The sequence below is a fragment of the Micromonospora sp. B006 genome (genome assembly GCF_003408515.1).
Classification (GTDB): Bacteria; Actinomycetota; Actinomycetes; order Mycobacteriales; family Micromonosporaceae; genus Micromonospora; species Micromonospora echinospora_A.
Genome location: NZ_CP030865.1, coordinates 6408445 through 6432303, shown reverse-complemented (window position 1 = coordinate 6432303; position 23859 = coordinate 6408445). Strand labels below are relative to the sequence as shown.

10 protein-coding genes are annotated in these 23859 nt (G+C 73.1%); 3 read left to right on the top strand and 7 right to left on the bottom strand.

Annotated elements, in window-relative coordinates; genetic code table 11:
* Window positions 1-66: 66 nt before the first annotated feature.
* Window positions 67-6213 (bottom strand): RHS repeat-associated core domain-containing protein, encoded by a 6147-nt coding sequence (locus MicB006_RS28720; protein WP_225980554.1) that lies wholly within the window; start codon window positions 6211-6213, stop codon window positions 67-69.
* A 632-nt stretch (window positions 6214-6845) separates the two neighbouring features.
* On the opposite strand from MicB006_RS28720, the gene MicB006_RS28715 reads away from it, so the two are divergent.
* The 3 genes from MicB006_RS28715 (at window position 6846) to MicB006_RS28705 (ending at window position 12578) form a co-directional block, all read left to right on the top strand.
* A complete protein-coding gene (locus MicB006_RS28715) occupies window positions 6846-8081 on the top strand; it encodes a cellulose binding domain-containing protein (RefSeq protein WP_073829911.1) in 1236 nt (411 codons plus the stop codon).
* A gap of 286 nt (window positions 8082-8367) precedes the next feature.
* Complete coding sequence (locus MicB006_RS28710) at window positions 8368-10554, top strand: BTAD domain-containing putative transcriptional regulator (RefSeq protein WP_116510304.1); 2187 nt, start codon at window positions 8368-8370, stop codon at window positions 10552-10554.
* A complete protein-coding gene (locus tag MicB006_RS28705) occupies window positions 10551-12578 on the top strand; it encodes a BTAD domain-containing putative transcriptional regulator (RefSeq protein ID WP_116510302.1) in 2028 nt (675 codons plus the stop codon). Before MicB006_RS28710 ends, MicB006_RS28705 begins: the two co-directional genes overlap by 4 nt.
* Before the next feature lie 115 nt (window positions 12579-12693).
* Here MicB006_RS28705 and MicB006_RS28700 read toward each other — a convergent pair whose 3' ends face one another.
* The 6 genes from MicB006_RS28700 to eccB all read right to left on the bottom strand — a co-directional run bounded on the left by MicB006_RS28700 (window position 12694) and on the right by eccB (window position 23854).
* The gene (locus tag MicB006_RS28700; RefSeq protein WP_116510300.1) at window positions 12694-14970 is read right to left on the bottom strand and encodes a hypothetical protein; all 2277 of its coding nucleotides are present in this window, start codon (window positions 14968-14970) and stop codon (window positions 12694-12696) included.
* A gap of 1 nt (window position 14971) precedes the next feature.
* Complete coding sequence (locus MicB006_RS28695) at window positions 14972-15607, bottom strand: response regulator transcription factor (RefSeq protein ID WP_184685237.1); 636 nt, start codon at window positions 15605-15607, stop codon at window positions 14972-14974.
* A 119-nt stretch (window positions 15608-15726) separates the two neighbouring features.
* Window positions 15727-16026 carry a YbaB/EbfC family nucleoid-associated protein gene (locus MicB006_RS28690; RefSeq protein WP_370013514.1) on the bottom strand — a complete coding sequence of 100 codons (300 nt, stop codon included), beginning with the start codon at window positions 16024-16026 and terminating at the stop codon, window positions 15727-15729.
* Between the two features lie 53 nt (window positions 16027-16079).
* Entirely contained in the window at window positions 16080-19361 is a 3282-nt protein-coding gene (locus MicB006_RS28685) for a right-handed parallel beta-helix repeat-containing protein (protein WP_225980553.1), read from the bottom strand.
* 4 nt (window positions 19362-19365) lie between these two features.
* On the bottom strand, window positions 19366-22491 hold the full coding sequence (locus MicB006_RS28680; protein WP_116510298.1) for a hypothetical protein: 3126 nt from the start codon (window positions 22489-22491) through the stop codon (window positions 19366-19368).
* 7 nt (window positions 22492-22498) lie between these two features.
* Window positions 22499-23854 carry a type VII secretion protein EccB gene (gene eccB / locus MicB006_RS28675; RefSeq protein ID WP_116510297.1) on the bottom strand — a complete coding sequence of 452 codons (1356 nt, stop codon included), beginning with the start codon at window positions 23852-23854 and terminating at the stop codon, window positions 22499-22501.
* Window positions 23855-23859 lie beyond the last annotated feature (5 nt).

Sequence of the window (23859 nt, the reverse complement as noted above, 5' to 3'; positions counted from 1 at the left end):
GTCGAGGCTCAGGAGCGTCACCCTGAACCGTCGGCGAACCCGTCGCGGTCGTCCTCCTGGCCATCATCACGTCCAATAGTATCCAGTGTGGTAATTGCGATAGTGATTCGACCGGTAGCTCAGCCACCAGCCGTAGAACCACGGCGTGATCCACTTCGTGTACTTGTACCGGTACTTGATCCGTGCCCGATACTGATAGTCGGTGTAGGTGAAGCGCACGGAATACACCTTGAAATCGCCCCAGCCGTACCTCTTGACCACGACGCAGTTCACCCGCTCCACGTCGCGGGTCCGGTACTGCATCTGCATCCGGTGGAAGTCCAGCCACGCCTCGTCGCCGATGACGTCCATGAGCGCACGACCGAGCCAGTTCAGCTGGCTCTCGTACCAGGGAGACGTGTACAGGACCCTCGACCACCGGATGTACGACGCACGGTATCCCGTCCAGGCCCAGCCGGGGATGTAGCAACGGCACACGGCCAGCCCGGAGGTGTCCGACTCGTTGACCGGATCCTGATTCGCGTACTCGTACGCATTCGCCGACCCCGCGTAGACACGGTCGGCCGTCAGGAAGCGCCCGGTCGCCGGGTTGAACAGCCGCACGCCCATGAGCACGAGGCCCGCCGGGTTCCCCCCGTCCCGGAAGGCGGCCCCCAGCCAGCCGTAGCGGCCCGCTGACACGCTGCCGGTGCGCGTCATCCCGAACTCGTCGGTCTCGTGCACCGCGGAGATGCCTGTCGCGGCGCCCTGGATGGTGGCGACGAAATCGCCGTGCAGGTTGCGCAACTTCCAGTCGACAGTGCCCGAGGCACCGAGATAGATGCCGACGGCATCACCGAGACCGGAGAGGTTGCGCGTGTACGACGTGCCCTCGGAAGTCCAGCTCGGAGCGTCGCTGTCGTCGGCGTAGTGATGCGTCTGCACCGTCACGACCGCACCTGACGTGGTCTGGACCCTGCGGAACCTCGTCAGCATGACGTCGAGGGTGTACTCCGCCTGCGTGGTACCCGCGACGATCTGCCGCACCATGTCGTTCGTGTAGTAGCCGACCGTCGCGGCGGTGCCGGTGGTGGTGTCGGCGGCTGCCACCGCTGTCGTACGACCCAGCAGGTCGTACGACGTGCCCGAGGAGATCAGCCGGTCCGCGTCGTCGTACTCCCAGGTCCGGGTCGACGGTGCCGTGCTGCTCTGGCACACTCCACCGCCACCGGCGGCGTAGTTGTCCCGCTGGGTCCGGTTACTGGCGTTGTCGAACTGGTAGACCCGGGTGGAACAGGCGCCCGAGACGGTGTCGCGGACGGTCGACAACCGGCTTGCCTGGTCGTAGTCGTAATGCTGTTGGGAGAACGTCGACGTGCTTCTCCGCTGCTGCTTGTGCGGACTGAACGCCGCCGTCTCCCGGTAGACGGTGCAGTCGGCCTGCCCGCAGCCGGGGCGGCGGTAGGAGACCTCCACGGTGTTACCGGCCTCGTCGCCGGCCGTCTCCGCGACGATGCCGTTCGGCCACGTCTCGCTGATCAGCTCGCCGTCCGGGTCGTACTGACCGGTGAACGTCCCCGCCTGGCTGTCGATCAGCTTCGTCGCCAGGCCGCGAGCCTCGCCGGCCGTGCCGTACTCGAACGTCTGAGTGGCCTTGCCGTCGTTGGCGACGGCCACCCGCGACATCACGTCGTACGTCCTGGTGGACACGTTGCCGTCGCTGTCCTGGTAGGAGGTCTCCCGGCCGAGGTTGTCATAGCCGCGGACCACCTCCGCGAGGACGGTGGACCCCGACATCGACTGGGTACGCGCCAGCAGACCGCTCTGCTGGTGGTACTCCAGCCGGGACGTGTCCACCGTCGTACCGAGGCCCGCCGCGGTCGTGACCGTCGTGCCCCGCACCCGCCCCGCGGCGTCGTACGTCACCGTCGTGGTGCGGAGCTGGGCCCCCGCCTTGGTCTTCTCGACCAGGGTGCGGACCTGCTGGTACAGGTCGTAGGTGCGGACCGTCACCCGCAGCGCAGCCGAGGCCGGCGACGTGCCGGCGTGCTCCGTCCGGCACAGCAACCCCGCCCATTCGGCACGGTTCCCGCATTCCGGGTACGTCGAGTTGGCCGCCGAGGTGTAGTACGTGCTGGTCTTGGTGGCCGCGGTGGTGTCGACGCTTCCGCCTGACGGCATGGTGCTCGACGTCACCCTTCCCGCGGCGTCGTATCGGGTCCATGTCGTCAGATCCAGACCGTCCGGGTCGACGGTCGATCCGATCGCCTTCCGCATGTCCCAGTCGTACTGCGTGGTGGTGGTGCGCACGTCGGCGTCGACGGTCTGGCCGGCGTTGACGTAGCTGACGGAGGAGCTCGTGGTGGTGGTCAGGTTGAAGGGGATGTCGGTGGCGGGGGCGCCCTCGTCGTACGTGTGCCGGCTGTGTGCCCGGCCCCGGACGACGACGTTCGACGACAGCAGCACGTCGTGCTCAGGTCCGAACGTCTCGACGAGTTGCTGTCCGTCCTCGGAGTAGACGCTGACGGACGAGAGCGAGGCGGCTGTCGCCGCCTCCACCGTGGCGGTGTCGGACGCCGAGGCGTCGAGGGCACGGCGGCGGTTGCCGGCACTGAGTTGACGTACCGTGTTGCCGTAGTCGTCGTACCAGGTGGTGGTCAGGTGTCCACCCGGCTGCGCGACGTTCACCATGCGGGCGTTGGCGTCGAGGTACGTCACCGAGGCGCGCTCGTAGGAGCTGGGTAGCGTGCCGGTCACCGGGTTACCCGTCGGCAGTTGGGTGGGTGGGAACACCGCTGTGGCATCCGTGGGTTGCTCGGTCTGGCCCCACCGGTTGGTCTGGGTGGGCGACAGGTCGTACGGCGCTCCGCTGCCGGAGACCGGCACTCGGTAGACGACCGTCTCGACCGCCGTTCCCGCCGTCAGGGCCGAACGAGTGACCTTCGACAGCCGGCCCGCTCCCGGGTCGTCCGGCAGGGTCGTGTAGGTGAACTGCCAGGGTTCCAGCGCCGGCGGCGCCAGTGAGGTGATGACCCCGTTCGAGTCGTAGGCGTACGTGGTGCGCAGTGAGTGGGCGCCACTGCCGTCGGTCCAGTCCACGCGGGGGTCCCACGCGGCACGAAGACGCCCGGCGCTGTCGTAGGAGTAACGCGCGAGGGTCACCGTGCGCATCGCAGGAGTGGCGAGGTCCGGATCCCACGCGGTGAGGCTGACCTGCGTCACCCGTCCGGTGTAGTCGCCCCAGGCGCCGTCGGCCGTTCCCGTGGCGGTCGTACCGGTGGCATAGGTGAAGTTCAGCGCCCGGCAGCCACGCACGAGGGTGGTACAGGTGACGCCGTCGGCCACGGGGGCGAGCACCCGGGTCGGCCGCATGACGTCCTGCCCGCCGACGGTGACCTTCTGCCACGAGTACGTGGTGGTGGTCCCCGACCCGGGCGACCGGGAGGCGGTCGGGGTGAACACGCCGGCCGGGTCGGTCGAGCTCCGCCCGAAGGTCACCACGTTCCCGTTGCCGTCGGTCAGCGTGTAGACGTTACCCGTCGTGCTGTAGGTCAGCTTGTAGGACTCGGCGCCGATCTGCGGCTCGAAGGTGGTGCCGGCGCTCGTCGCCTTGGCGAAGCCGATCGTCGAACCGTCGGGCATCCCGACCTGGACGATGCTGCCGTACACCGTCAGCCGGGTGTACGGCGCCTCGGAGGTCGAGACCGCCGTGCTGGAGACCCAGCCGGGGCCGAACATCGGATCCACCCCGCCCGGCTGGCGGCTGTTGTAGGTGCGGGTGACCGAGAGATCGTTCACCGAGGCGTCCTGCTGGCTGATCTGGTAGTTGCCGGTGACCAGGTTGACCGAACCCGGACCGACCTGAGCGGTGTCGGCGGAGGCGAGGTTCCGGTCGAACCGGAACTTCACGTTGTCGGCCGGCGCCCCGTTGCTGCTCAGATTGAAGTAGGCGCGCACCTGTACCGGCCCGTCCCGCGGGATGCTCGCCGGGTCGACCGAGGCAAGGGTGGCGGCGACGTCCCAGTTCAGTTTGGGTGCCACCCCTGCGGAGAGGGCGACGGGCCAGGTGACGGCGCCACCGCCGGCGGCGTAGGTCACGTGGGCGGCGGGGATGGCGACCCAGGCGTCCGAGCCGGCACGCCGCCACTGGTACGTGGCGTCCCCGAACGACGGCGCGGCGGTCGAGCCGAGCGCCACCTTGGCCCCTGTGACGTCGCCGACCTTCGGCGAGGTGACCGCGCCGTTGCCCACCTTGAACGGGTAGCTGCGCACCTCGGTCACGTTGTTGGCCGAGTCGCGGGTACGCGCCCACACGTTGTGCCAGCCCGGCGTCAACGGGGTGATACTGACCGTCGCGCTGGCGCCCGGGGTCGCGGTGTTGACGACCTTGTTCAGGGTCTGCAGGTCGAGGCTGTACTCGTAGGCCGCCGCGTCGGCGACGCCGTTGGCGTCGAAGGTGAAGCTGCCGGCGACGTTCGCGTCACCGCCCCACTGGTTCTCCGGGTACGTGGTCGAGCTGACGATCGGCGGGCTGCCGACCGAGGTGTCGACGGTGAACTCGCAGAATGCCGACCAGGCGCCGTTGACCGTCCCGTCGTTGCCACGAACCCGCCACTTGTACGAGGTGTTGTGGGTCAGGGCGGCGGACGGCACGGTGGTGGCGAACGTCGAGCCGGAGGCGGCGGTACCGGTGATCGCGCTGCCGAGCTTGGTGGTGCCGGTCAGCGTCCACCACTCGAACTCGGCCTTGACCGTCGACCCCTCGGCGTCGGCGACGACCGACCTCAGCTGCGGAGTCGCGGTGTTGACCTTCGGCCGGGAGGCGCCGGTCACGCAGGCGGTGGCCGGCACCGTGGAACGGGTGCCGACGGTCGGGTACGAGTTGTAGTTCACCACCGCGTACGGCACCTGGCTGCTGTCGGTGGCGTTACGGGAGCGGAACTGCTTGAAGCTGTTGAGGCTGGTCTCGTCGGTACCGCGGACGCCCATGTAGGCGGTGGACTGGTTGGCGTTGGCCGCCCGCTGGAAGAAGGACGTGCCGCTGATGCTCACCCAGCCGTCGGCACATGCCGTGCCGCCCTTGGTCTGGTTGGATGTGGCCTCCTGCTGCACCCAGGTCGGCTGGGATCCCCACCGGGTCGCCGAGGAGGCGGCACCCGTGGTCCAGATCTCCCACGAGGTGGCGGTGCAGGTGTGCGACCAGAAGTTCCAGAAGTTCACCGTGGCCGAGGTGATCTGCTTGCCCTTCAGGGCGGACACACCCCAGTGGACGAACGACCGGGCCTTGACGTTGGGCGAGCCGGAGAGCAGACCGAGCTGAAGATCGTTCGCTCCGCCCCGGTCGACGTTGTCGCCCTCCTTCACATACGTGTCGAACGTCGTGTAGAGCGGGTTGATCTGCGGGTCGATCGTCACCGGGTACTGGGTGGCCGGATCCTTCAGCCATGCCAGGTCCGGGTTCAGCCGCATGACCAGACCGCCGGTCGCACGGGCCAGGCGGCTGGCGGGCCGCTCCGACTTGGCCGCCACGACCGCCCGCCGGACCGGTTCGTCCGTGCCGGGAGTCCGCCGGGCGTCCCACATCTCCGGCGCCGGTACGGCGGCGACCGCCCGGCCTCTGGCGTCCTTGAGAACCAGTCCACCCGAGGTGTCCTGGGTGAACGAGGAGAATCCCTTGCCGGTCAGCGGAAACGTCAGCGCGGGCAGCCGGTCCACGGCCTCCCGGTTCTTCACCGTGAGGAACTGGGCGAAGCCGGTCCGGGTCGCCTCGACCACCAGATCGACACCGGCGGCCACCTCCGGATAGGTGGCGCGGTTGCCGGTCAGCATCGGCGCCGGCAGCGCACCCGACCAGCCCATGGTCAACCGGCCGTCGCCGACGCCGACCGCGGCCAGTTCACCACCGTCCTTGCGGGCACCGGAGATCCGCAGATCCGCGGGGTGTGCCCGGGGCCGCACGGAGCCATCCGCCGCCGTCTGGAGTGTGAGGTCGACCGGAACCCACGTGTCGTTCTGCCGGATCCGCACCGGGCCGGCGTGAACCGTGGCCTCGACATGGCCGTCGGGATGGGCGACGTACTCGGCGGTCTCCGTGGTCATGCCGGTGACGCGGACCTGCTGGCCCGTCATCCGTGCGGTGACCAGGGCAGCCATCTCGTCCGGTCGTTCCAGCACCTCGGTTGGCGCCTTCGGCGACGGAGCCGCCTCGGCCCGTCCGGCGGGGACATCGCTCATGGTGACGGTCAATACGGCCACCATGGCGAAGGTCGTCAGGCGGCCCCATCGGGCACTTCTCGGGTTGGCGCAGTCCTTGACTGCACCGGATTTCGGCACGCGCGCAGGAGCCACTACTGGCCCTCCCCCGTGTTAGACGGCCTATGGAAAGGCGAACAGTACGGCGCACAGGAAATTGACGTCAATGAAAACTTTTCGTTATACCACCGGGCGCACGAAGGCAAGGCGACCGCGCGAATGGATTTGAGCGCTTCAGGCGATTGCGACGAGTTGCAGCGGCCGGTCCGGATTCGTCTGTTGCGGCGCGGAGGGGCGGGCAACACCGGCACGGCCACCGAGCGGGCGAACGGGATCCAGAAGACCGACAATTCAGCAAATGAGCCGGGTGGACCTTGAAAAATTAGGCGTTTCTCGATATGCGCCGAGGCGCCCGGAAAGGCGAGGCGAGTCGAGAGATCCCCGCCTCGCGGAGCGGACGGCGGCACGCATCACCCAGGCCGCCACCCCCGGCCGACCAGCGCGAAGTCGCGTCCACACAGCGGACCTTACATTGACACTTTTCGTTACGCCGGTGATAGTAACCGCACACCGTCACCACCAAGGGCGCCGTCGCGTCCGCCGCTGGAGGACCCATGCGAAGGAGATCGAGCATCTACGCGGGACTGGCGGCCGCCGTCGTTTCGGCCGCTTCCGTGATCATGGCGTTCGGCGCGACGCCCGCCGGCGCCGCGATCGGCGGCTCCGGCCCCTACCCCGCCGACTACGAAACCTCGTCCACCCTGGCCAACCACACCATCTTCCGGCCCCAGACACTCCCGTCCGAACGCCTACCCGTCCTGGTGTGGGGCAACGGCGCGTGCTCGGCCAACGGCCTGTCCCAGGGCAACTTCCTCCGCGAGATCGCCTCCCACGGCTTCCTCGCCATCGCCAACGGCGCGCCGAACGGCTCCGGCTCCACAAACGCCCAGATGCTCACCCAGTCCATCGACTGGGCGGTGGCGGAGAACTCCCGGTCGGGCAGCAAGTACTACAACCGGCTCGACACCACGAAGATCGCCGTCGCCGGCTTCTCCTGCGGCGGCCTGGAGGCGTACGCCGTCTCCAACGACCCGCGCGTCACCACGACCGGCATCTTCAGCAGCGGGCTGCTCAACGACGCCGACGACTACCAGTTGCGCAGGCTGACCAAGCCCATCGCCTACTTCGTCGGCGGGCCCAGCGACATCGCCTACCCCAACGCCATGGACGACTGGGGCAAGCTGCCGTCCGGGCTGCCCGCGTTCATGGGCAACCTCAACGTCGGGCACGGCGGCACCTACGACCAGCCCAACGGCGGCGAGTTCGGCCGGGTGGCGGTGCTCTACCTGAAATGGCGCCTGAAGGGCGACGTGAGCGCCGGAGCCAACTTCGTCGGCCCGGACTGCGGCCTGTGCCGTACCCAGTGGACGGTCCAGCAGAAGAACCTGACGCTCGACGGCGACCCGCCGCCCACCACCCCTCCGCCCACCACCCCTCCGCCCACGACGCCGCCACCCACGACTCCCCCGCCCACCACGCCGCCGCCCGGCGGCGGCCCGTCCTGTTCGGCCGCCTACGTGGTCCAGGACCAGTGGAACGGCGGGTTCGTCGCCACCGTCACCGTCACCGCGGGCAACACGGCGCTGACCGGCTGGCGCGTGACGCTCACCCTGCCGGGCGGAGCATCGATCAGCTCGCTGTGGAACGGCGTGCCCAGCGGAACCAGCGGAACCGTCACCGTGGCGAACCAGAGCTACAACGGGCGAGTCGGCGCGGGCCAGAGCACCACCTTCGGATTCCAGGGCGCCGGCAACGGCAGCGGCGCCACCGTCACGTGCGCCGGAAGCTGAGACACGACTGACACGGCGGCGACCGGCCGCGTCCGCCCGCCGGGAGGTGAGGAACGTCTCGCCGGGCACCGAGCGGTCGCCGGGCCGCCGTCGCAGCCGGTGCGAGCCCACCGCCGGAAGGCCCCTGCTAGCGCGATCTGCAGGGGCCTTCACCGACCGGTGAGCGCACCGGAAAGCCATGTGCGGCAAGGCTTCAGGCCATGCCGACGAAGTTGACATAATGGATGGGTGAGCTAGGGTTCCGCCCGGATGGTTGTCACCGGGACAGGGTCACCACGAGGACGGCATGACGGCACAGTGCAGTGGCTTCGACATCCGCTTGCTGGGCCCCCTCCGGGTCACGTTCGCCGGGCAGGAACTGACGATGCGGTCGGCCCAGCGCCGGGCCGTCTTCACCGCGCTGGCCCTCACCCCGCAGCGCGGCCTGTCCAAGGACGAGCTGATCGCCGCCGTCTGGGGCGACCGGCCGCCGGCCAGCGCGCAGGGCAACCTCTACACGTACGTCTCCGCGCTGCGCCGGGTGCTCGAACCCGATCGCGGCCGCTGGTCCTCCGGCGGCGTGCTCACGTCCGAGGGTGGCAGTTACCGCCTGCACGTCGCGGCGGACACCGTCGACGTCCACCGTTTCGAGCGGCTGCGCGAACGCGCCCGCACGCCGCGCGCCGCCGGTGACGTGGCCGGCGAGCTGGCCGCGCTCGACGCCGCGCTCGCCCAGTGGCGGGGCGACGAGGCGCTGGTGGGCGTGCCCGGGCCCCGGGCGGCCAGCCAGCGGATCCGGCTCGGCGAGCTGTACCTGACGTCGGTGGAGCGGCGCGCGGAGTTGCTGCTGGGCCTCGGGCGCGCCGCCGAGGTCGTCGACCGCCTGCTCGCGCTCGCCGACCGCCACCCCGGCCGGGAGAGCCTGTACGCGGTGGCCATGCGGGCGCTCGCCGCGCAGGGCCGCACCGCCGACGCCCGCGCGCTCTACGCCACGCTGCGGGACCGTCTGGTGGAGGAGTCGGGCACCGAGCCCGGCGCCGCCGTCCGCCGGATCCACGAACAGATACTCGGCACGAATCCCACGGTGACGCGCGGACACAGCCCGGCGCCGCCCCCGCATCCCGGCTTCCAGGGGCGTAGGGCTGCGCTGGCCCGGCTGCGGCAGGCTGTCACCGCGCTCACGGCCGGGCGCGGGGGCAGCCTCTGGATCAGCGGCGAGGCGGGCATCGGCAAGTCGGCGCTACTCGCCGAGGGACTGCGCGACGCGGCTCCGCTCGGCGTCCAGGTCGGCTGGGGCGTCGGCGACGAGCTGGCGTACCGGATGCCGCTGAGCATCGTGCTGGAGTGCCTGTCGCTGGGCGACGACGGCGGCCTGCCCGCCTCGCTGCACGCCTGCTCCGGCGGGGCGCCACCGACCATGACTGTCGTCGACACGGTCCAGCGGTTCGTGGTGGCGCGCTGCGCCGAGCGGCCACTGCTGCTGGTCCTGGACGACCTCCAGTGGGCCGACGACATGTCGCTGCTCGTCTGGCACGCGCTGCACAACCTCACCGAGCGGCTGCCGTTGCTGCTCGTCTCCGCCTGCCGCCCGGTGCCCGCCGGGTACGAGGTGCGTCTCCTGCGCAGGGTGCTGCCCCGCAACGGCACCGCGCTCGTCGAACTCGGGCCGCTGGACGACGACACGGCGACCCGACTGGCGCGTTCCTGGGCCCGTCCGCCCGGCCCGGGTGCGGACACCGTACGCGCGCTCGTCGCGGCCGCCGCCGGCAATCCGTTCTACCTCCGCCAGCTCGTGCTCGCCGACCGCGACGGCCGGACCGCCGACACGCCCGGGCCCGAGCTGACCGAAGCCGTCAACCGGCACCTGCAACCGCTTGCCGACGACACCCGGCAGCTGCTGCGGGCGATCGCGTTCCTGGGAAACAACTACCTGGTCACCGACCTCGCCGCGGTCACCGGCAGGTCGGCGCCGCAGCTCGTTCCGGCTGTGGAGGAGGCGCTCGCCGCCGGGGTGCTCGTCGAGGACGGCCGTCGCCTGCGGTTCCGGCACCCGGTGATCCGCCGGGTGCTGCGCGGCGCGATCCCGACCGCGCTGCGGGTGCTGATGCACAGGCAGTTCGCGCAGCGGATCGCCGAGGCCGGCGGCGACCTCGGCCGGGTCGCCGGCCAGCTGCTGGCCGGGCCGGTGCCGGTCGACGCCTGGGTGCAGGGTTGGCTGACCGCCCACGCCGCGCAGCTGAGCGACGCCGCTCCCGCGCCCGCCATCGCGGTGCTGCGGCACGCCGTCGCCTCGCCCGGCCTCTCCGCGTCGTCCCGCGAGGTGCTCACCGCGCAGCTGGCCCGGGTGCTGCACCGCTGCGGCCTTCCGGCCCGGGCCGAGGCGACCTGGGTGTCGGCGCACACCGCGGACGCCGCGACGCGCGCCGAGATGAGCCGGATCGCCGGCTCCAGCCCGCCCCGCAGCGCCGGGCCGGCGGTCGTCGGCCGCTCGTGACGCAACTGCGGGTAAACGTTCTGGGGCCGGTACGCGCCTGGAACGGCGAAGCCGAGATCGACCTGGGACCGGCCCGGCGGCGTGCCCTGTTCGCGATGCTCGCCGCGAACGCCAACCGGCCGGTCACCCGTGGCGAGCTGATCCGGGCGCTGTGGGGCGGCTCCGCGCCCGGCGCCGCGGCGGGCAACGTCTACACGTACGTCTCCGGCCTGCGGCGCAGCCTGGGCCGGGCCGGCGGACGGCTGCTGTCCGGCCGGGCCGGTTACACGCTGCGCCTCGACCCGGGCGCGCTCGACGCCGACCGGTTCGTGTCGCTGTGCGAGGCGGCCGAGGCGCCGGCCGCCGCGGGCCGGCCCGGCGAGGCCGTGGCGCTGCTCGACGAGGCGCTCGCGCTGTGGCACGGCGACGCGTACGCCAACGTGGCCGCGCTGTTCGCGGAGCTCGACCGGCACCGCCTGGCGGAGCTGCGGATCGCCGCGGCGGAACGGCGGGCCCGGCTGATCCTCGACGGTGGATGCGACGAGAGCCCGATCGCCGACCTGACCGCCCTGGTCCGCGACCACCCGCTGCACGAGCCGTTCCACGAGTTGCTGATGCGCGCGTTGCACCGGGCCGGTCGCGGCACCGAGGCGCTCGACGTCTACCACGCGGCGCGCCGGGTGCTGGCCGACGAACTGGGCGTCGAGCCCGGCACGGCGATGCGTGAGCTGCAGAGCCGGATTCTCACCGAGTCGGGGCCGCCCACGACCCCGGCCGCCGCCGTGATCGCCCGGCCGGCCGTAAGGGGGCGTCGCCGCCTCGTCGGACGCGACGGCGAGCTGGCGCTGCTGCGCGGCCTGCTCGGTGAGGCGCGCGCGGGACGCAGCGCGATCGTGTGGATCGAGGGCGAGCCCGGCATCGGCAAGTCCGCGCTGCTGGACACGGCGCTGCACGAGGCGCGGGCCCTCGGCCTGCGGGTCGTGCACGGCGTCGCCGAGGAACTCAGCAGCCGCATCCCGCTGCACGTGATGCGCGCGGCGCTGGGCGAGGAGGCGGCGCCGCACGACGACCCGGACTCCGCCGTCGACCGGGTGCTCGCGCACGTCCGTCAGCTGACCGCCGCCGGCCCGCTGGTGCTGGCCGTCGAGCGCCTCCAGTGGGCCGACGAGGCGAGCCTGCTGGCCTGGGAACGGCTGGCCGCGCTGACCCGGTGGCTGCCGCTGCTGCTCGTCGCGACGACCCGGCCCGAGCCCAGCCGCCGCGACCTGGCCCGGCTGCGGCGGGGCGTGGCGACACGCGACGGGCACCTGATGCGGCTCGCTCCCCTGCCGCGGTCGGACATCGAGCAGATCTTCGGCACGGCGGTGGGCGTCCCGCCCGGCGCCACGCTGCGGTCGCTGGCGCCGTTGACCGGGGGCAACCCGCTGTACGCGCGGGAGCTGGTGAGCGGTCTGGTGGCGGAGGACGGGGTCCGGGTGGTCGACGGGTTCGCCGAGGTCGACGCGCGGGCCGACGGCATGCCGCGCTCACTCGTGGACACCGTGCGGGCCAGCCTCGACCATCTCTCCCCCGGCACCCGGGAGGCACTGCGGTACGCGGCCCTGCTCGGCGACGAGTTCGCCGTCGCCGACCTCGCCGCGGTCACCGGGCGGACGCCGTTCGACCTGATGGCCGACCTGGAGGAGGCGGTTGCCGCGACCGTCCTCGTGGGGGCGGGCAGCGAGCTGGCGTTCCGGCAGCCGGTGCTGCGGCGGGCGCTCGCCGGGAGCATCCCCGCCGCGCTGCGGCCGACCCTGCACCGGTACGCGGCGCAGGCGCTCGCGGACAACGGCAGCGCCGCCGTCCGAGTCGCCGAACACCTCCTCGCCGGGCCACCCGAGGTCGACGACTGGCAGGTGGGCTGGCTGGTCGCGCACGGCGACGAGGTGTCCCGGCAGGCGCCGGAGCCGGCCCGCGAGCTGTTCCGCCGGGCCCTGGCGAGCGGCCGGTGCCCGCCGGAGCAGCGGGAGACGCTCGCGGCCCTCCTGGACGGCCTCGGCGGGTAGCGCGCAACGCCGCCCGGCACGCCCGCGCAGCGCCGAGCGGGTGGCGGCGGCATGCCCGGACAGCGGCCTGCCCGGCCGGCGATGGGCGCGGGTAGCGGCGCGCGCGGGTGGCGGCTCAGCGCAGCCCGGGCACGCCGACGAAGCGGCGCGCCGCGGCCGGCGGGACCGGCGTACCCGGGCCGGCGCCGCCCGTGACGTGCCGGTCCAGGGCGGCGAGGGCCAGGGCGTCGTGCCGCGCCCGCTCGTCGGCCGTCGCATCGCCGGCGGCCAGCTCACGCAGCAGCAGCCGGCCGGGAGCACCGGCGGCCGGCTCCCGCACGTGGAGCACCGCGAAAGCCGTGCCGGGCAGGAAGAGGACGCGGCCGGGCACGCCGTCGCCGGTCTCCAGCGCGCCCGTGCGCCGCCCGGTGGCCGACCAGATCAGCACCTCGACGTCGCCCGGCAGGTCGGCCGGCGGTTCGGCGAGCGCGTTGGTGAACCCCCAGTCGGTCAGCACCCGGCGCTGCGCGATCCGGCGCAGGTCCGCCGCGGCCACGGCGGCGGTGGCGTACGTGACGCCGGTGTGCACGGGCAGCGGGCGCGTCCCGGCGGCCACGCACCTGGCGAACGGCACGTGACCACCCGGCTCGGCTGACCGCAGTGCCTGGTCGACGCCGTCCCCCGCCGAGGTGAGGTAGAGGCGGACCGCTGTCGCGTACTCCACCGCGTCCGCGTCGTCCGGCAGGGCCGGGTGCGCCGCGAGCACGCGGGCGACGTCGGCGGCGAGCGCGGCGATCTGGTGCCGGAACGCGCGGCGGAACCAGGCCCGCTCCTCGTCCAGGTCGGGACCGGGGCGCACGCCCCTCGCCTCGTCGACGGGAGTGCGCTGGAAGCGGGCGGGGGCCGCCGTGGCGCGGTACACCGGCAGCGCCATCGTCGGAGCGCTCGCCCAGGTCGCGTCACCACTGCCCGCGCGGCCGCCCGCCCCGGCCACGGCGGGGAAGTTCGCGTCCGCTCCGGCCACTGCGGGAAGGGCCACGTGGGCTCCGGCCACGGCGGGGAGGAGCACCTCGGCGGTCACCGGCGCGGCGACCGGACCGGGCACGGTGAGGTCGACAGGCGGCGGGGCGGGAACCGGGGGCACGGGGACCTGATCCGGCGCGTGCCGCCGCGTCGCGGACGCCGGGGCCGGCGGGCGTGCCGGCGCCACGAGCGAGGACGGCCGCACCGCCGTACGCCCGCGGGTGGCCGGGTCGAGCCGCGCGGCCAGGTCACCGGCCAGTTCCCGGTGGCGGTCGGCCACCGCCGGCGCCGGGTCGTCCACGACCAGCCAGGCCTGTGCCGGGTCCAGCGGGACGGCGCGGATCCGGTCTGCGTCACGCGACGGCTGCGGGCCACGCAGCCAGAGGCCGGACGGGATCACCTCGACCACCGCGTCGTGGGCGTACTGGTAGACGCCGGGGCCGACCGGCTCGCCGAGTTCCGGGGGCGCGCGGTGGCTGAGGATGCGCGGCGTCGCCGCCGCCCCGAGCGCCGCCCGGGGACCGTACGCCAGTTCCTGTGCGAACACCTGCCAGCCGGGTTCGCCGTCGGCGGTGACTGTGAACATGGCCGGGGCGTCCGGCCGGCCGGTGGGCACCCCGGTGAAGACTCGTACCGAGCAGCCCAGCGCGTCGGCGAGCGCCTGGCCGAACTGCTCGCCGTCGGGCAGCGCGACCGGGCCGTACTGGATGAAGCGGGCGTGCTCGCGGCCCTCCGGCGCGAGCCCACGCCAGAACCGGGCGACGTCGTCGAGCCGCAGCGGGGCCGTGCCGGGACAGCCCACCAGGACCGGCATCGCGTGCGGCAGGCACGCCATGGCCGAGGTCAGGCGGCTGCCGTGCCCGGCGATCGCGGCGTCGTCGCGGCTCTCCCGCAGCCAGACGCCACCCGGCAGCGGCTCCGCGGCGCAGGTGGAGCTGATGGTGAGGTGGTCGGTGGCGGCGCCGTCCCAGGCCGGCGCCGGATAGCGCTTCGACTGCCAGGCCGGCGCCCGGCCGCGCCGGTAGCAGACCCAGCCGCCGAGGTCCGTGCCGTGCACGAAGAGCAGCCCGGCAGCACCCGGGATCATCCGCCCGAACGGCGCGATCACCGGCCGGCCCAGCCGGTCGGAGAGCCACTGGCCGGCGAGCGCCCCGGTCTCCGGGCGCGCGCCGCAGACCACCAGCCGGATGCCCCGGCGCAGGCGCTGCCGGCGCAACTCGGTAGCGACCGTGTCCCAGACGTCGAAGGGCAGCTCGTGCTGCAGGTCGAGGATCACGATGTCGTTGTCCGGATCCGGGTCCACCGACAGCGCGACCGTACGGGCCTCCGGGCTGATCCGCTCCCGGGGATGCAGCACCAGAGCGTTCCCGACGGTGTGGCGGGTGATCACCTCAGATCATGCCGGAGCGCAGGGCGTAGGCGACCGCGTGTGAGCGGTTGCGCAGCTTCAGGCGGTGGTTGAGGCCGTAGATGACGTTCTTCACCGTACGTTCGGAGTAGCGCAGCTCGTCGGCGATCTCGTTGGTGTCGAAGCCCTCGGCCATCAGCCGGAGCACGTCGATCTCGCGCGCGGTGAGGCCCGAGGCGTTCAGCCCGTTCGGGTTGAGCACGTCGCGCTGGAGCCGTTCGATGTGCTTGAGCAGCTCGCCCACCAGGTTCGGGGGCAGCACCCCGCCGCCGGAGGCCGCCGCCAGCACGCTGTGCGCGAGGCGTTCGGCGGTGACCGCCGCCCGTGGCAGGACCGCCACCACCCGGCACTCCACAGCGGTCAGCAGTTCCTGCTCGCTGATGTCGGTGGTGACCAGCACGACGGGCGCGCCGATCTCGGTCGCGGCGAGGCGCAGCATGGCGATCACGTCGGTGGTGAGGCGGTCCGCCGCGACGATCAGCACCTGCGCGCGGGTCCGGTCCGCGCTGTCCAGCAGCGTGACGTCCGACCGCGACCGGAGGTGGGCGGTCAGCCCGGTGTGGGTCAGCGGGTCCGGCGCGTGCACAAAGACGGCAACTTGCTCCACAGCCATCTCCATCACTGTCAGTAGGGGCTGACAGTCTCGTGGAGACCCCTTCAGGAAATCTCCACAGTGGCGCCGCAGGACGCGGCAACCCGTGAAGATGGGCACGTAAGCGCTGGTCAGACTTTTTTCAGTCAGTGAAGATTGATTTCGACGGGACCCATCTTCTCCGTGGCGAGCTTCCCGGCATTCGCGGCGGCGGCCTGGATCGCCTCCATGATCGCCGCTTGAAGTGACGCCGCGTCACGCTGCTCGTATACCCGGGGATCGACCCGGACGGCCTGGACCTTGCCCAGGCCACTGGCCATCACCACGACCGTCGCGTCCTGGGAACGGCCGGTGACGATCGCCTTCTCCAGCTCCGTCTGCGCGGCGCGCATCTGGTCCTCGAGCCGCTGCGCGTTCGCCATGAACTCCTGGAACGAGGGTGGGATCGGCTTGGATTCGGGCTGCATGCCGGGCCTTTCTGTCTGCGACGGGCGGGGGGTCAGCCGACGGCGGCCAGGCCACCGAGACGCTCGCCGACCGGGGGCGGCGGCGCGGCCAGGTCGGCGAGCGCGAGCGTGCGGGAGCCGGTGCGGCGGGTCAGGGTGAGCGAGAACTGGTGTGCGGCGTGGACGGTGCGCTCGGGCAGCTGACCGGCCAACCGGGCCAACGCCTCCCGGACGTCGTCCGGGACCTCGTGGCCCCGCCGCACCAGATGCCGCAGCACGATCTCGGCCAGCTCGTCGGTGCTGAACTCGGGCACCGACCACTGCTGGCCGAACACCTCGTTCACCGCGGGCACCGCGGCCCGCAGGCTCGCCAGCGCCGGCTCCTCGCCGGTCAGCACCACCACCGGGTCGCCGAGCCGGGAGCGCATCTGCGTGACGAGCGCCTCGGCGATCTCCGGCGCCGCACCGGACCCGTCGTCGACGTAGTCGAGCTGGAGCACACCCCCGGCCGCGTCGTCGAGGACCGCGGCCACCAGGCTGGCCGCCTGGCCGGGCCACTGCGGCGCCAGCTCCCGGCGCGTGCTCACCCGCACCAGCTGGCCGACCGGCACCAGGCCCAGCTCCGACAGGCAGGCCGCGTAGAGCCGGGCGTACTCGCTCCGGCCGCTGCCGGCCGCGCCGCCGATCAGCACGTTTCCGGTACGGCCGGGGCCACGCCGGCGGTTGCGTCCCTCGCAGAGCCGCAACAGCGTCTGCCCGGCCGCCTCCTTCACCCGCTGCCCGCCGACCAGCCCGCAGATCCGCTTCCAACTACGGGCCGCGTTTATGGCGCCGGTGGGGTCGGTCGCCGCGTCCGGCTGCTCACCGGGCTCGACCGGCAGGTCCTCCAGCAGCGCCAGCTCGGGCTCGACATCGGCGGCGGTGAGCCGGTTCAGCTCGTTGTCCTTCGTCGGCGGGTTGGCCGCCAGCCGGGACGCCTGATTGTTGATCAGCGCCTCGAACAGCTTGCGGGCGACCCGGCCGTTGCCGAACGTCGCGTTCCTCGGCACCCGGGTGAAGTACGCGGTCAGCGCGTCCACCGCGTCGTCGGTCAGCTCGTAGTAGTGCTTGCTGACCAGGTTCGAGGTGATGGTGACGAGCTCCTCGACCGAGTAGTTCGGGAACTCGATGGTGCGCGTGAAGCGGGACGCCATACCGGGGTTGGAGGCGAGGAACTGCTCCATCAGCTCGGAGTACCCGGCGACGATGACCACCAGTTCGTCGCGGTGGTCCTCCATCATCTTCATCAGCGCGTCGATGGCCTCCTGCCCGAAGTCCGGGCCCGAGCCGCCCGAGCCGCTGGACAGCGTGTACGCCTCGTCGATGAACAGCACGCCGCCGAGCGCCTTGGTCACCAGCTCGGTGGTCTTGATAGCCGTGGAGCCGATGTACTGGCCGACCAGGTCGGCCCGCGCCGCCTCGACCATGTGGCCCTTGGACAGGATCCCCAGTTCCTTGAGCACGGAGCCGTAGAGGCGGGCCACTGTGGTCTTGCCCGTACCGGGCGGACCGGCGAAGACCAGGTGCCGGCTCATCGGCGGCATCGGCAGGCCCATCTGGAGCCGCACCTGCGACATCTTGATCAGGTTGATCAGCGCGGTGACCTCCTGCTTCACCCCGCGCAGACCGATCAGCCCGTTCAACTCGCGCAACGGCTCGCTCAGCTCGTCGCCGCCGCTCTCCTCCGCCGTACCGCCGTCGCCGGCCGGCGGGACGGGCACCGGGCCGGGGACCGGCGGCGGCGTGGCCTGCTGACGGCCCACGGTCAGCGCCTCGGCGGTCACCGTGGCGCCGGGCGCCCGGCGCACGTCCTCGCCGCCGCTGTCGCGCACCACGCAACGGGTGAGCGCGACCGGCTCCTCGGTGTCCACGCCGATGCCGGCCGCGCCACTGCCGAGCACTTCGCCGTCGGTGACGGACCCGCGGGACCCCGCCTCGAAGACCACACCGTCCGCCCGGGCGTCGCGCACCCGGACCTGGGTGACTGTCGCCGAGCCGGTCACCCGCAGGCCGTCCCGGGCCGCGTCGGCGATCTCGCTGTCGCCCAACTGGAGAGCACCCTCGACGAGTACGCCGGAGCCCCGCAGCAGGGCCGCGCGCAGCGTCAGGTCGGCGCCGGGGCCCACCCGCACGCAGGCGGCCCCCGTACCGATGAAGCGGGCCTCCCGCACGACGGCCCGCGCGGGGCCGGTCAGCATGAGCGCTGTCGCGTCCCCGGCGTCGACGGCCAGGTCGGCGCCCTCCAGCGCGGCGCCGTCCTGGACCAGGACCCCGGCGCCCGCGGTGATCTCGGCCCGCAGCCGCTGCATGACAACCGTCGACTCACCGGTGAGCACGGCGACGTGCTCCCGCGTGCCCCGGACCGTCAGCCCGAGGAAGCGCGGAGCGCCGCCGCTGACCGCGACGCCGACCGGCGAGTCCAGGACGGTGCAGTCGGTGAAGGTCGGCCGCCCGGCGCCGAGCACCTGCACGGCGGTGTGCCCGGCCCCGCCGAACGTGCAGTTCCGGAACGACGGCGACGCGCCCTCGGCGATGTGCGCCGACTGCACCGCGGCGCCGGTGAACGTCGAGTCGCTGATCTGCACGTCGGCCTCGCCACGGACGAAGACGTCGACGTTCCCGCTTCCGGTGACGGTCAGGCCGCGGATGCGGGCCCAGGCCCGCTGCTCGACCACGAGAGCCGGCTTGCCCGCCCCGGCGATCTCGCACTGCTCGACGGTGAGCCGGGCGTCGCCGCCCACGCAGACGCTGTTCGCGCCGGCCGTCCGCAGGCGGCAGCGGCGCAGGGTCAGGGCGCTGCTCTCCCCCGCCACGACGCTGCTCGTGGCGACGTCGTGGACGACAGTGTCCTCGATCGTGCTGGACCCGGCCGACATCACCACCACGCCCGCGCCGGCCGAGCTGGTCACGTCGCAGCCGCGCAGGGCCACAGTGCCCTGCATACGCGCCAGCAGCGTGACCCAGGAGGCGCCGCTGACCCGGCAGTCGTCCAGCGCCACCTCGCCCGCGTACACGTCGACGGCGGCCAGCGTGGCGTCGGCGCTGCCCAGCGTGATGCCGCGCAACTGGGCACCCTCCCCGCGGACGACGAGGACGCTGCCCTCCTCCACGTGCACCTCGACGGTGCCGGGCTGGACCGCGCTGATCGTCACCCGGTCGCCGACCACCAGCTTCTCGACGTACCGGCCGGGGTGGACGTTGATGGTGGCGCCGGGCTCGGCCCGGGACAGCGCCGAGCCGATGGTCGGATAGGAGCCCGCCTTGCGGTCTCCCACCACGAGAACCTGCCGACTCACGGCGTCACCCCTTCCGGTCCAGTCCGGGCAGCACCCGGAGGCGGCCACGGGCCCCGGCGCCGATCCGCTCCCGGGGCTCGGCCGTGGCCCACCGGTCCAGGCTGCGTCGCAGCGACGTGACCGCCAGCTCGTCGAGCGACACCCGGTTGGAGTCGACCCGGCCGGTGTCGTCGATCTCGTTGGCGCCGATCTCCCGCAGCAGGACCGCGCCGCGCTCGCCCTCCGAGGGCCGGCGCAGGTCCAGCACCTTGAAGTTCGTGCCCGGCAGGAACAGCACCCGGTCCTCGACGTGCTCGTCCCCCTCCGGTTCCAGCAGGCTGGTCCGGCGGGCCGTCATCGACCAGATCAGCACGTCGGTGTCGCCGTCCTCGGTCGCGCACGGCTGGGTGAGCGCGTTGACGAAGCTCCAGTCGGTGACCAGCCGGCGGTCCCGGTAGAGCTCCCACTCCCGGTCGGTCGGGGACAGCCGGTAGACGGTGGTTCCCCGGAAGGACGGCATCCGGGAGACCCCGGCGACCACGCAACGCGCGAACGGCACGTGGGGTCCCTTGCGGCCGGAACGCAGGCCGGCGTCGACGCCCGGGCCCCGGCCGGTCAGGTAGAGCCGAAGCGCGACCGAGTCGGCGAGCACGTCCTCCTTGGACACGCCGGACCCCTGCATGCCCGGGTGCTGCGACATGATCCGCGACACCGAGCTGGCCATCACGTCGAACTCGCGGCTGAGCGTACGGCGCAGCCAGGCCCGCTCGTCGGCGAGCCCTTTCTTCTCCGACAGCAGCGCGCCCGCGCCGGCGGAGGGCACCGGTTGCACCCGGGCCTCGGCGCTGTCCTCGACCCGGTCGGCCGGCTCGGCTCCGTCGGCCGGCACGGCCTCCGCCGACGGCTCGGCCTCCTCCGCCGCAGTGGCCGGAGCCGGTACGGGGGCCGGAGCAGCCGTCGGGGTGGGGATCGGGTCGACGGCGTGGACCGTCAGCGACGGCACAGCGGGCGCGACCGGTGGCGGCGTCGCGAGCGCCTGGCCGAAACCGGCCGGCATGGTAGGCGGCTCCGGCTCGCCGAAGCCGGCGGGCATGGTGGGCGGCCCGGGGACCGGGTACGCGGCGTCCTGGCCCCTTGCCGCCGTCGGCCCTCCCTCGGTGCGCGCGGTGTGCTCCGCAGGCTCGGCACGGACCACCGGCTCAGTGTGCTCCGTCAGCTCAGGCCGCCCTGCTCGCCCGGCCGGGCCCGACTCGGGCGGCTTGACCGGTCCGGGCGGCCCGACCGGCGTGACGGGCTCGACCATGGCGGGCGGCTCGGGCAGCGCGGGCCGCCCGTCCTGGCCGGCCGACTCCCCCGATCCGCCGGAGGTGACCGACCGGCCCGGAGTGTCCGGCCCGGCCGGGGCGGCCGGCAGCACCGGCTCGACCGACGGCGGCACCACCGGCGGCGACGGCAGCTCCGACACGAGCGGCACCACGGGCGGCGACGGCAGGTTCGATGCGAACGGCACCACAGGCGGCGCCGGCAGATCGGACGTGGAGGTCGCCGACGGCGGCGCCGGCAACTCGGACGCCAACGGCACCACGGGAGGGGCCGGCAGCTCGGACGCCAACGGCAGCACGGGTGGAGGTGGCAGCGCGGGTGCGACCGGACGCGGCACCACAGGCGGTGGCGGCAACGTGGGCGTGTTCGCGAGCAGCTCCGGCGCGGCGACCTCGTGCCCGGCGGCCGGCGCGGGAACGGCTACCACCACGCTGTCCGCCGACACCGGGGCGAGCGGCGCGGGCGGGGCCACATCCACGTACGCCGGCATCGGAGCGGGAGCGCCCACCACGCGCGTCCCGGCCTCCAGGTCGACGACCACCTGCGCCGGGCTGGACGGCTTCGCGCCGGGTACGAGCACCGACGCCGGCATCAGCGTGCGGCCCGTGCCCGCCATGCCGTCCACCCGTGCGGCCAGGTCTGCGGCCAGTTCCCGCATCCGCTCGGCGGCGGCGTGGACGGTGTCGTCGAAGACGAGCGTGCCGCTGCGGGCGTCGAGCATCGCGGCCCGGACCTGCTCGGCGTTCTTCGGCTCGGCGGTGGCCCGTACCCAGAGCCCGCTCTGCACCACCTCGACCACCGCGCCCGGGGCGAACCAGTAGACGCGGGGCGCGAGCTCCTCGGCGCCGGTCAGCGGCGGGCGGTGGCGCAGCACGGTGGGACGGCGGGCCCGCGAGTTGGGGTGCGCCCGGGGCGAGTAGGACAGTTCCAGCGCGTACGGGGCCCAGCCGAACGCGCCGTCCGGCAGCACGGTGCGGATCTCGTACTTCTGCGGGCTGCCGATCGGCACGCCGGTGTAGCAGGTGACCTCGGTGTTGAGCAGGTCGGCGATCGCCTGGCCGAACGCCTCGCCCTCCGGCATGCGGACCTCGCCGAACTGCACGAAGCGCACCCGCTGCCGGTGCTCCTCGTCGAGCCCGCGCCAGAAGCGCACCACGTCGTCGAGTGACAGCGGCGGTGTGCCGGGGCAGCCCAGCAGCACCGACATGGTTTCCGCCTGGCACGGCACGTACGCGGTCAGCCGCCGCCGCTGCGGGTCGACCACCTGCGGGTCGCGGTTGCTGTGGATCCAGACCCCGGCCGGGATCGGCTCGATCTCGGCGACGGCACTGGACGGCCGGGTGTCGACAGCGGCCCGGTCCCACGCCGGCGTCGGGTAGCGCTTGGCGTCCCAGGCCGGCGGGCGGCCGGGCCGGAACCGCACCCAGCCGCTACCCGGGGCGGAGTGGACGAACAGCGTGCCGGACGAGCCGCGTACCAGGTCGCCGTCCGGGGCGATGACGGTGCGGTTGAGCCGCTCGGAGAGCCACTGGCCGGCCATCGCCGCGGAGTTGCCGTGCCGGCCGCAGGCGACTAGGCGGATGCCCCGGCGGCGGCGCGGCAGCACTCCCGCCATCGACTCCCACGCGCTGATCGGCATGCCGTCGCCGAGGTCGAGCACGACGACGTCGTTCTCCGCGTCCTCGATCATGGACAGCGCCAGCGACTGCGCCTCGGGGCTGATCGCGTCCTCGACGTGCACCACGAGGGCGTTGCCGACCGTGTGCTGCACGACGCCGCCGGGGCGGTCCTTGCCGCCGCCGAACAGGTCCCGGATCCGGGTCGCCATGGTCGACCTACCCCACTTCCGCGGCCGCGATGGCCCTCAGGCTCAGCGCCGGGCCCTGCGGCAGCAACGCGAGCAACTCCTTCGGGAAGGGCACGTGCGTGACCCGGTCGAGCTTCAGCGCCTTCGCCGAGTCCTGGTCGCCGACCGGGTACGCCTTTCCGTCGTCCGCGATGTACGTGGGCAGGGGCGGCACCGTGTCCGAGTCGAACGGCGCCGGGAGCACTGCCATACCGCTGCCCGGCCGGGTGCGTACCGAGGTCTGCCCGGCGGGGCCGACGCCGGAGCGGTCCAGCGGGGCGAGGACGGCGGTGCTGGCGAACCGCGTGCCGTCCACGGCGCTCTGCCGCAGGCACAGCGCGTTCGGGGCGGGCTCCTGCGGGGTCAGGCCGGTCAGGTCGGGCAGCCGGGTCAGCAGCGACCGGTCGGTCGACATCCGCGCCGCGGCGAGGTCGGCGGCGATCAGCTCGACCGCCTTCGCGCCGGTGGTGGCCGTGGCGAGCAGGAACTCGGTGCGGCTCAGCGGCGCCAGGCCGTCGCGGCGCAGCACCAGCAGCTGCTCCGCGCCGGTGTCGGGCTGCTGGCGGAACAGCGTGCCGACCGGGTACGTGCGGTCGCCGACGCGGCCGGACTGGCCTTCGCCGGGGATCGTGGCCGGCTCCAGGGCCGGCCCGTCGGGCAGGAAGGCGAGCCAGTTCTCCGGCGCGGGCACCCGGCGGGTCGTGGTGGCGCCGAGCGCGACGAGCACTGCCGGGTCGCCGACCCGGTACTTGCGCTCGGCGGTCACCAGGTAGGTCGGCCCGTCGGCGCCGCGCACCACCACGAACCGGTCGGCGGGTACCGCAGTGGCTTCCGCGCGCGGGTCGAGATTGAGGCCGAGCCGGTCGCCGGGGGTGTCGGCGACCGAGCCGGGCAGGCAGGCCAGCCACGGCCCGGCGACCATCGAGCCGGTGGCGATCGACTGCGGCGCGCCGTCGATGCCGATCGACGGTCCGCGCGGCACGTCCTTGATCGACTCCTGGGAGATCAGCTTCACGGTGGCCGCGCCGCCCTGGATCAGCATGGCCGAGGTGAGGTTCGGCGTCGGCCGCAGCATCCCGTCGAGGTAGACGTACCTGGTGCCGCTCTCCTTCTCCACCAGGATCACGCCGGCCTTGGTGTACGCCTTGCTGCCGCCGGGCACGATCCAGCCGTAGACGGCGAACCCGGCCACGACCAGCACGCTGATGAGCACGCCGAAGGCCAGGCCGGTGACGGCACGCCGGCCGGGGATCTCCGCCGTCGACGGGTCGCCCTGCACCAGGGCGGAACTCAGCCGGCCCATCATGAACTGGTGGGCGTGCACATGGTCGCGCTGGGTCTGCACGGTCG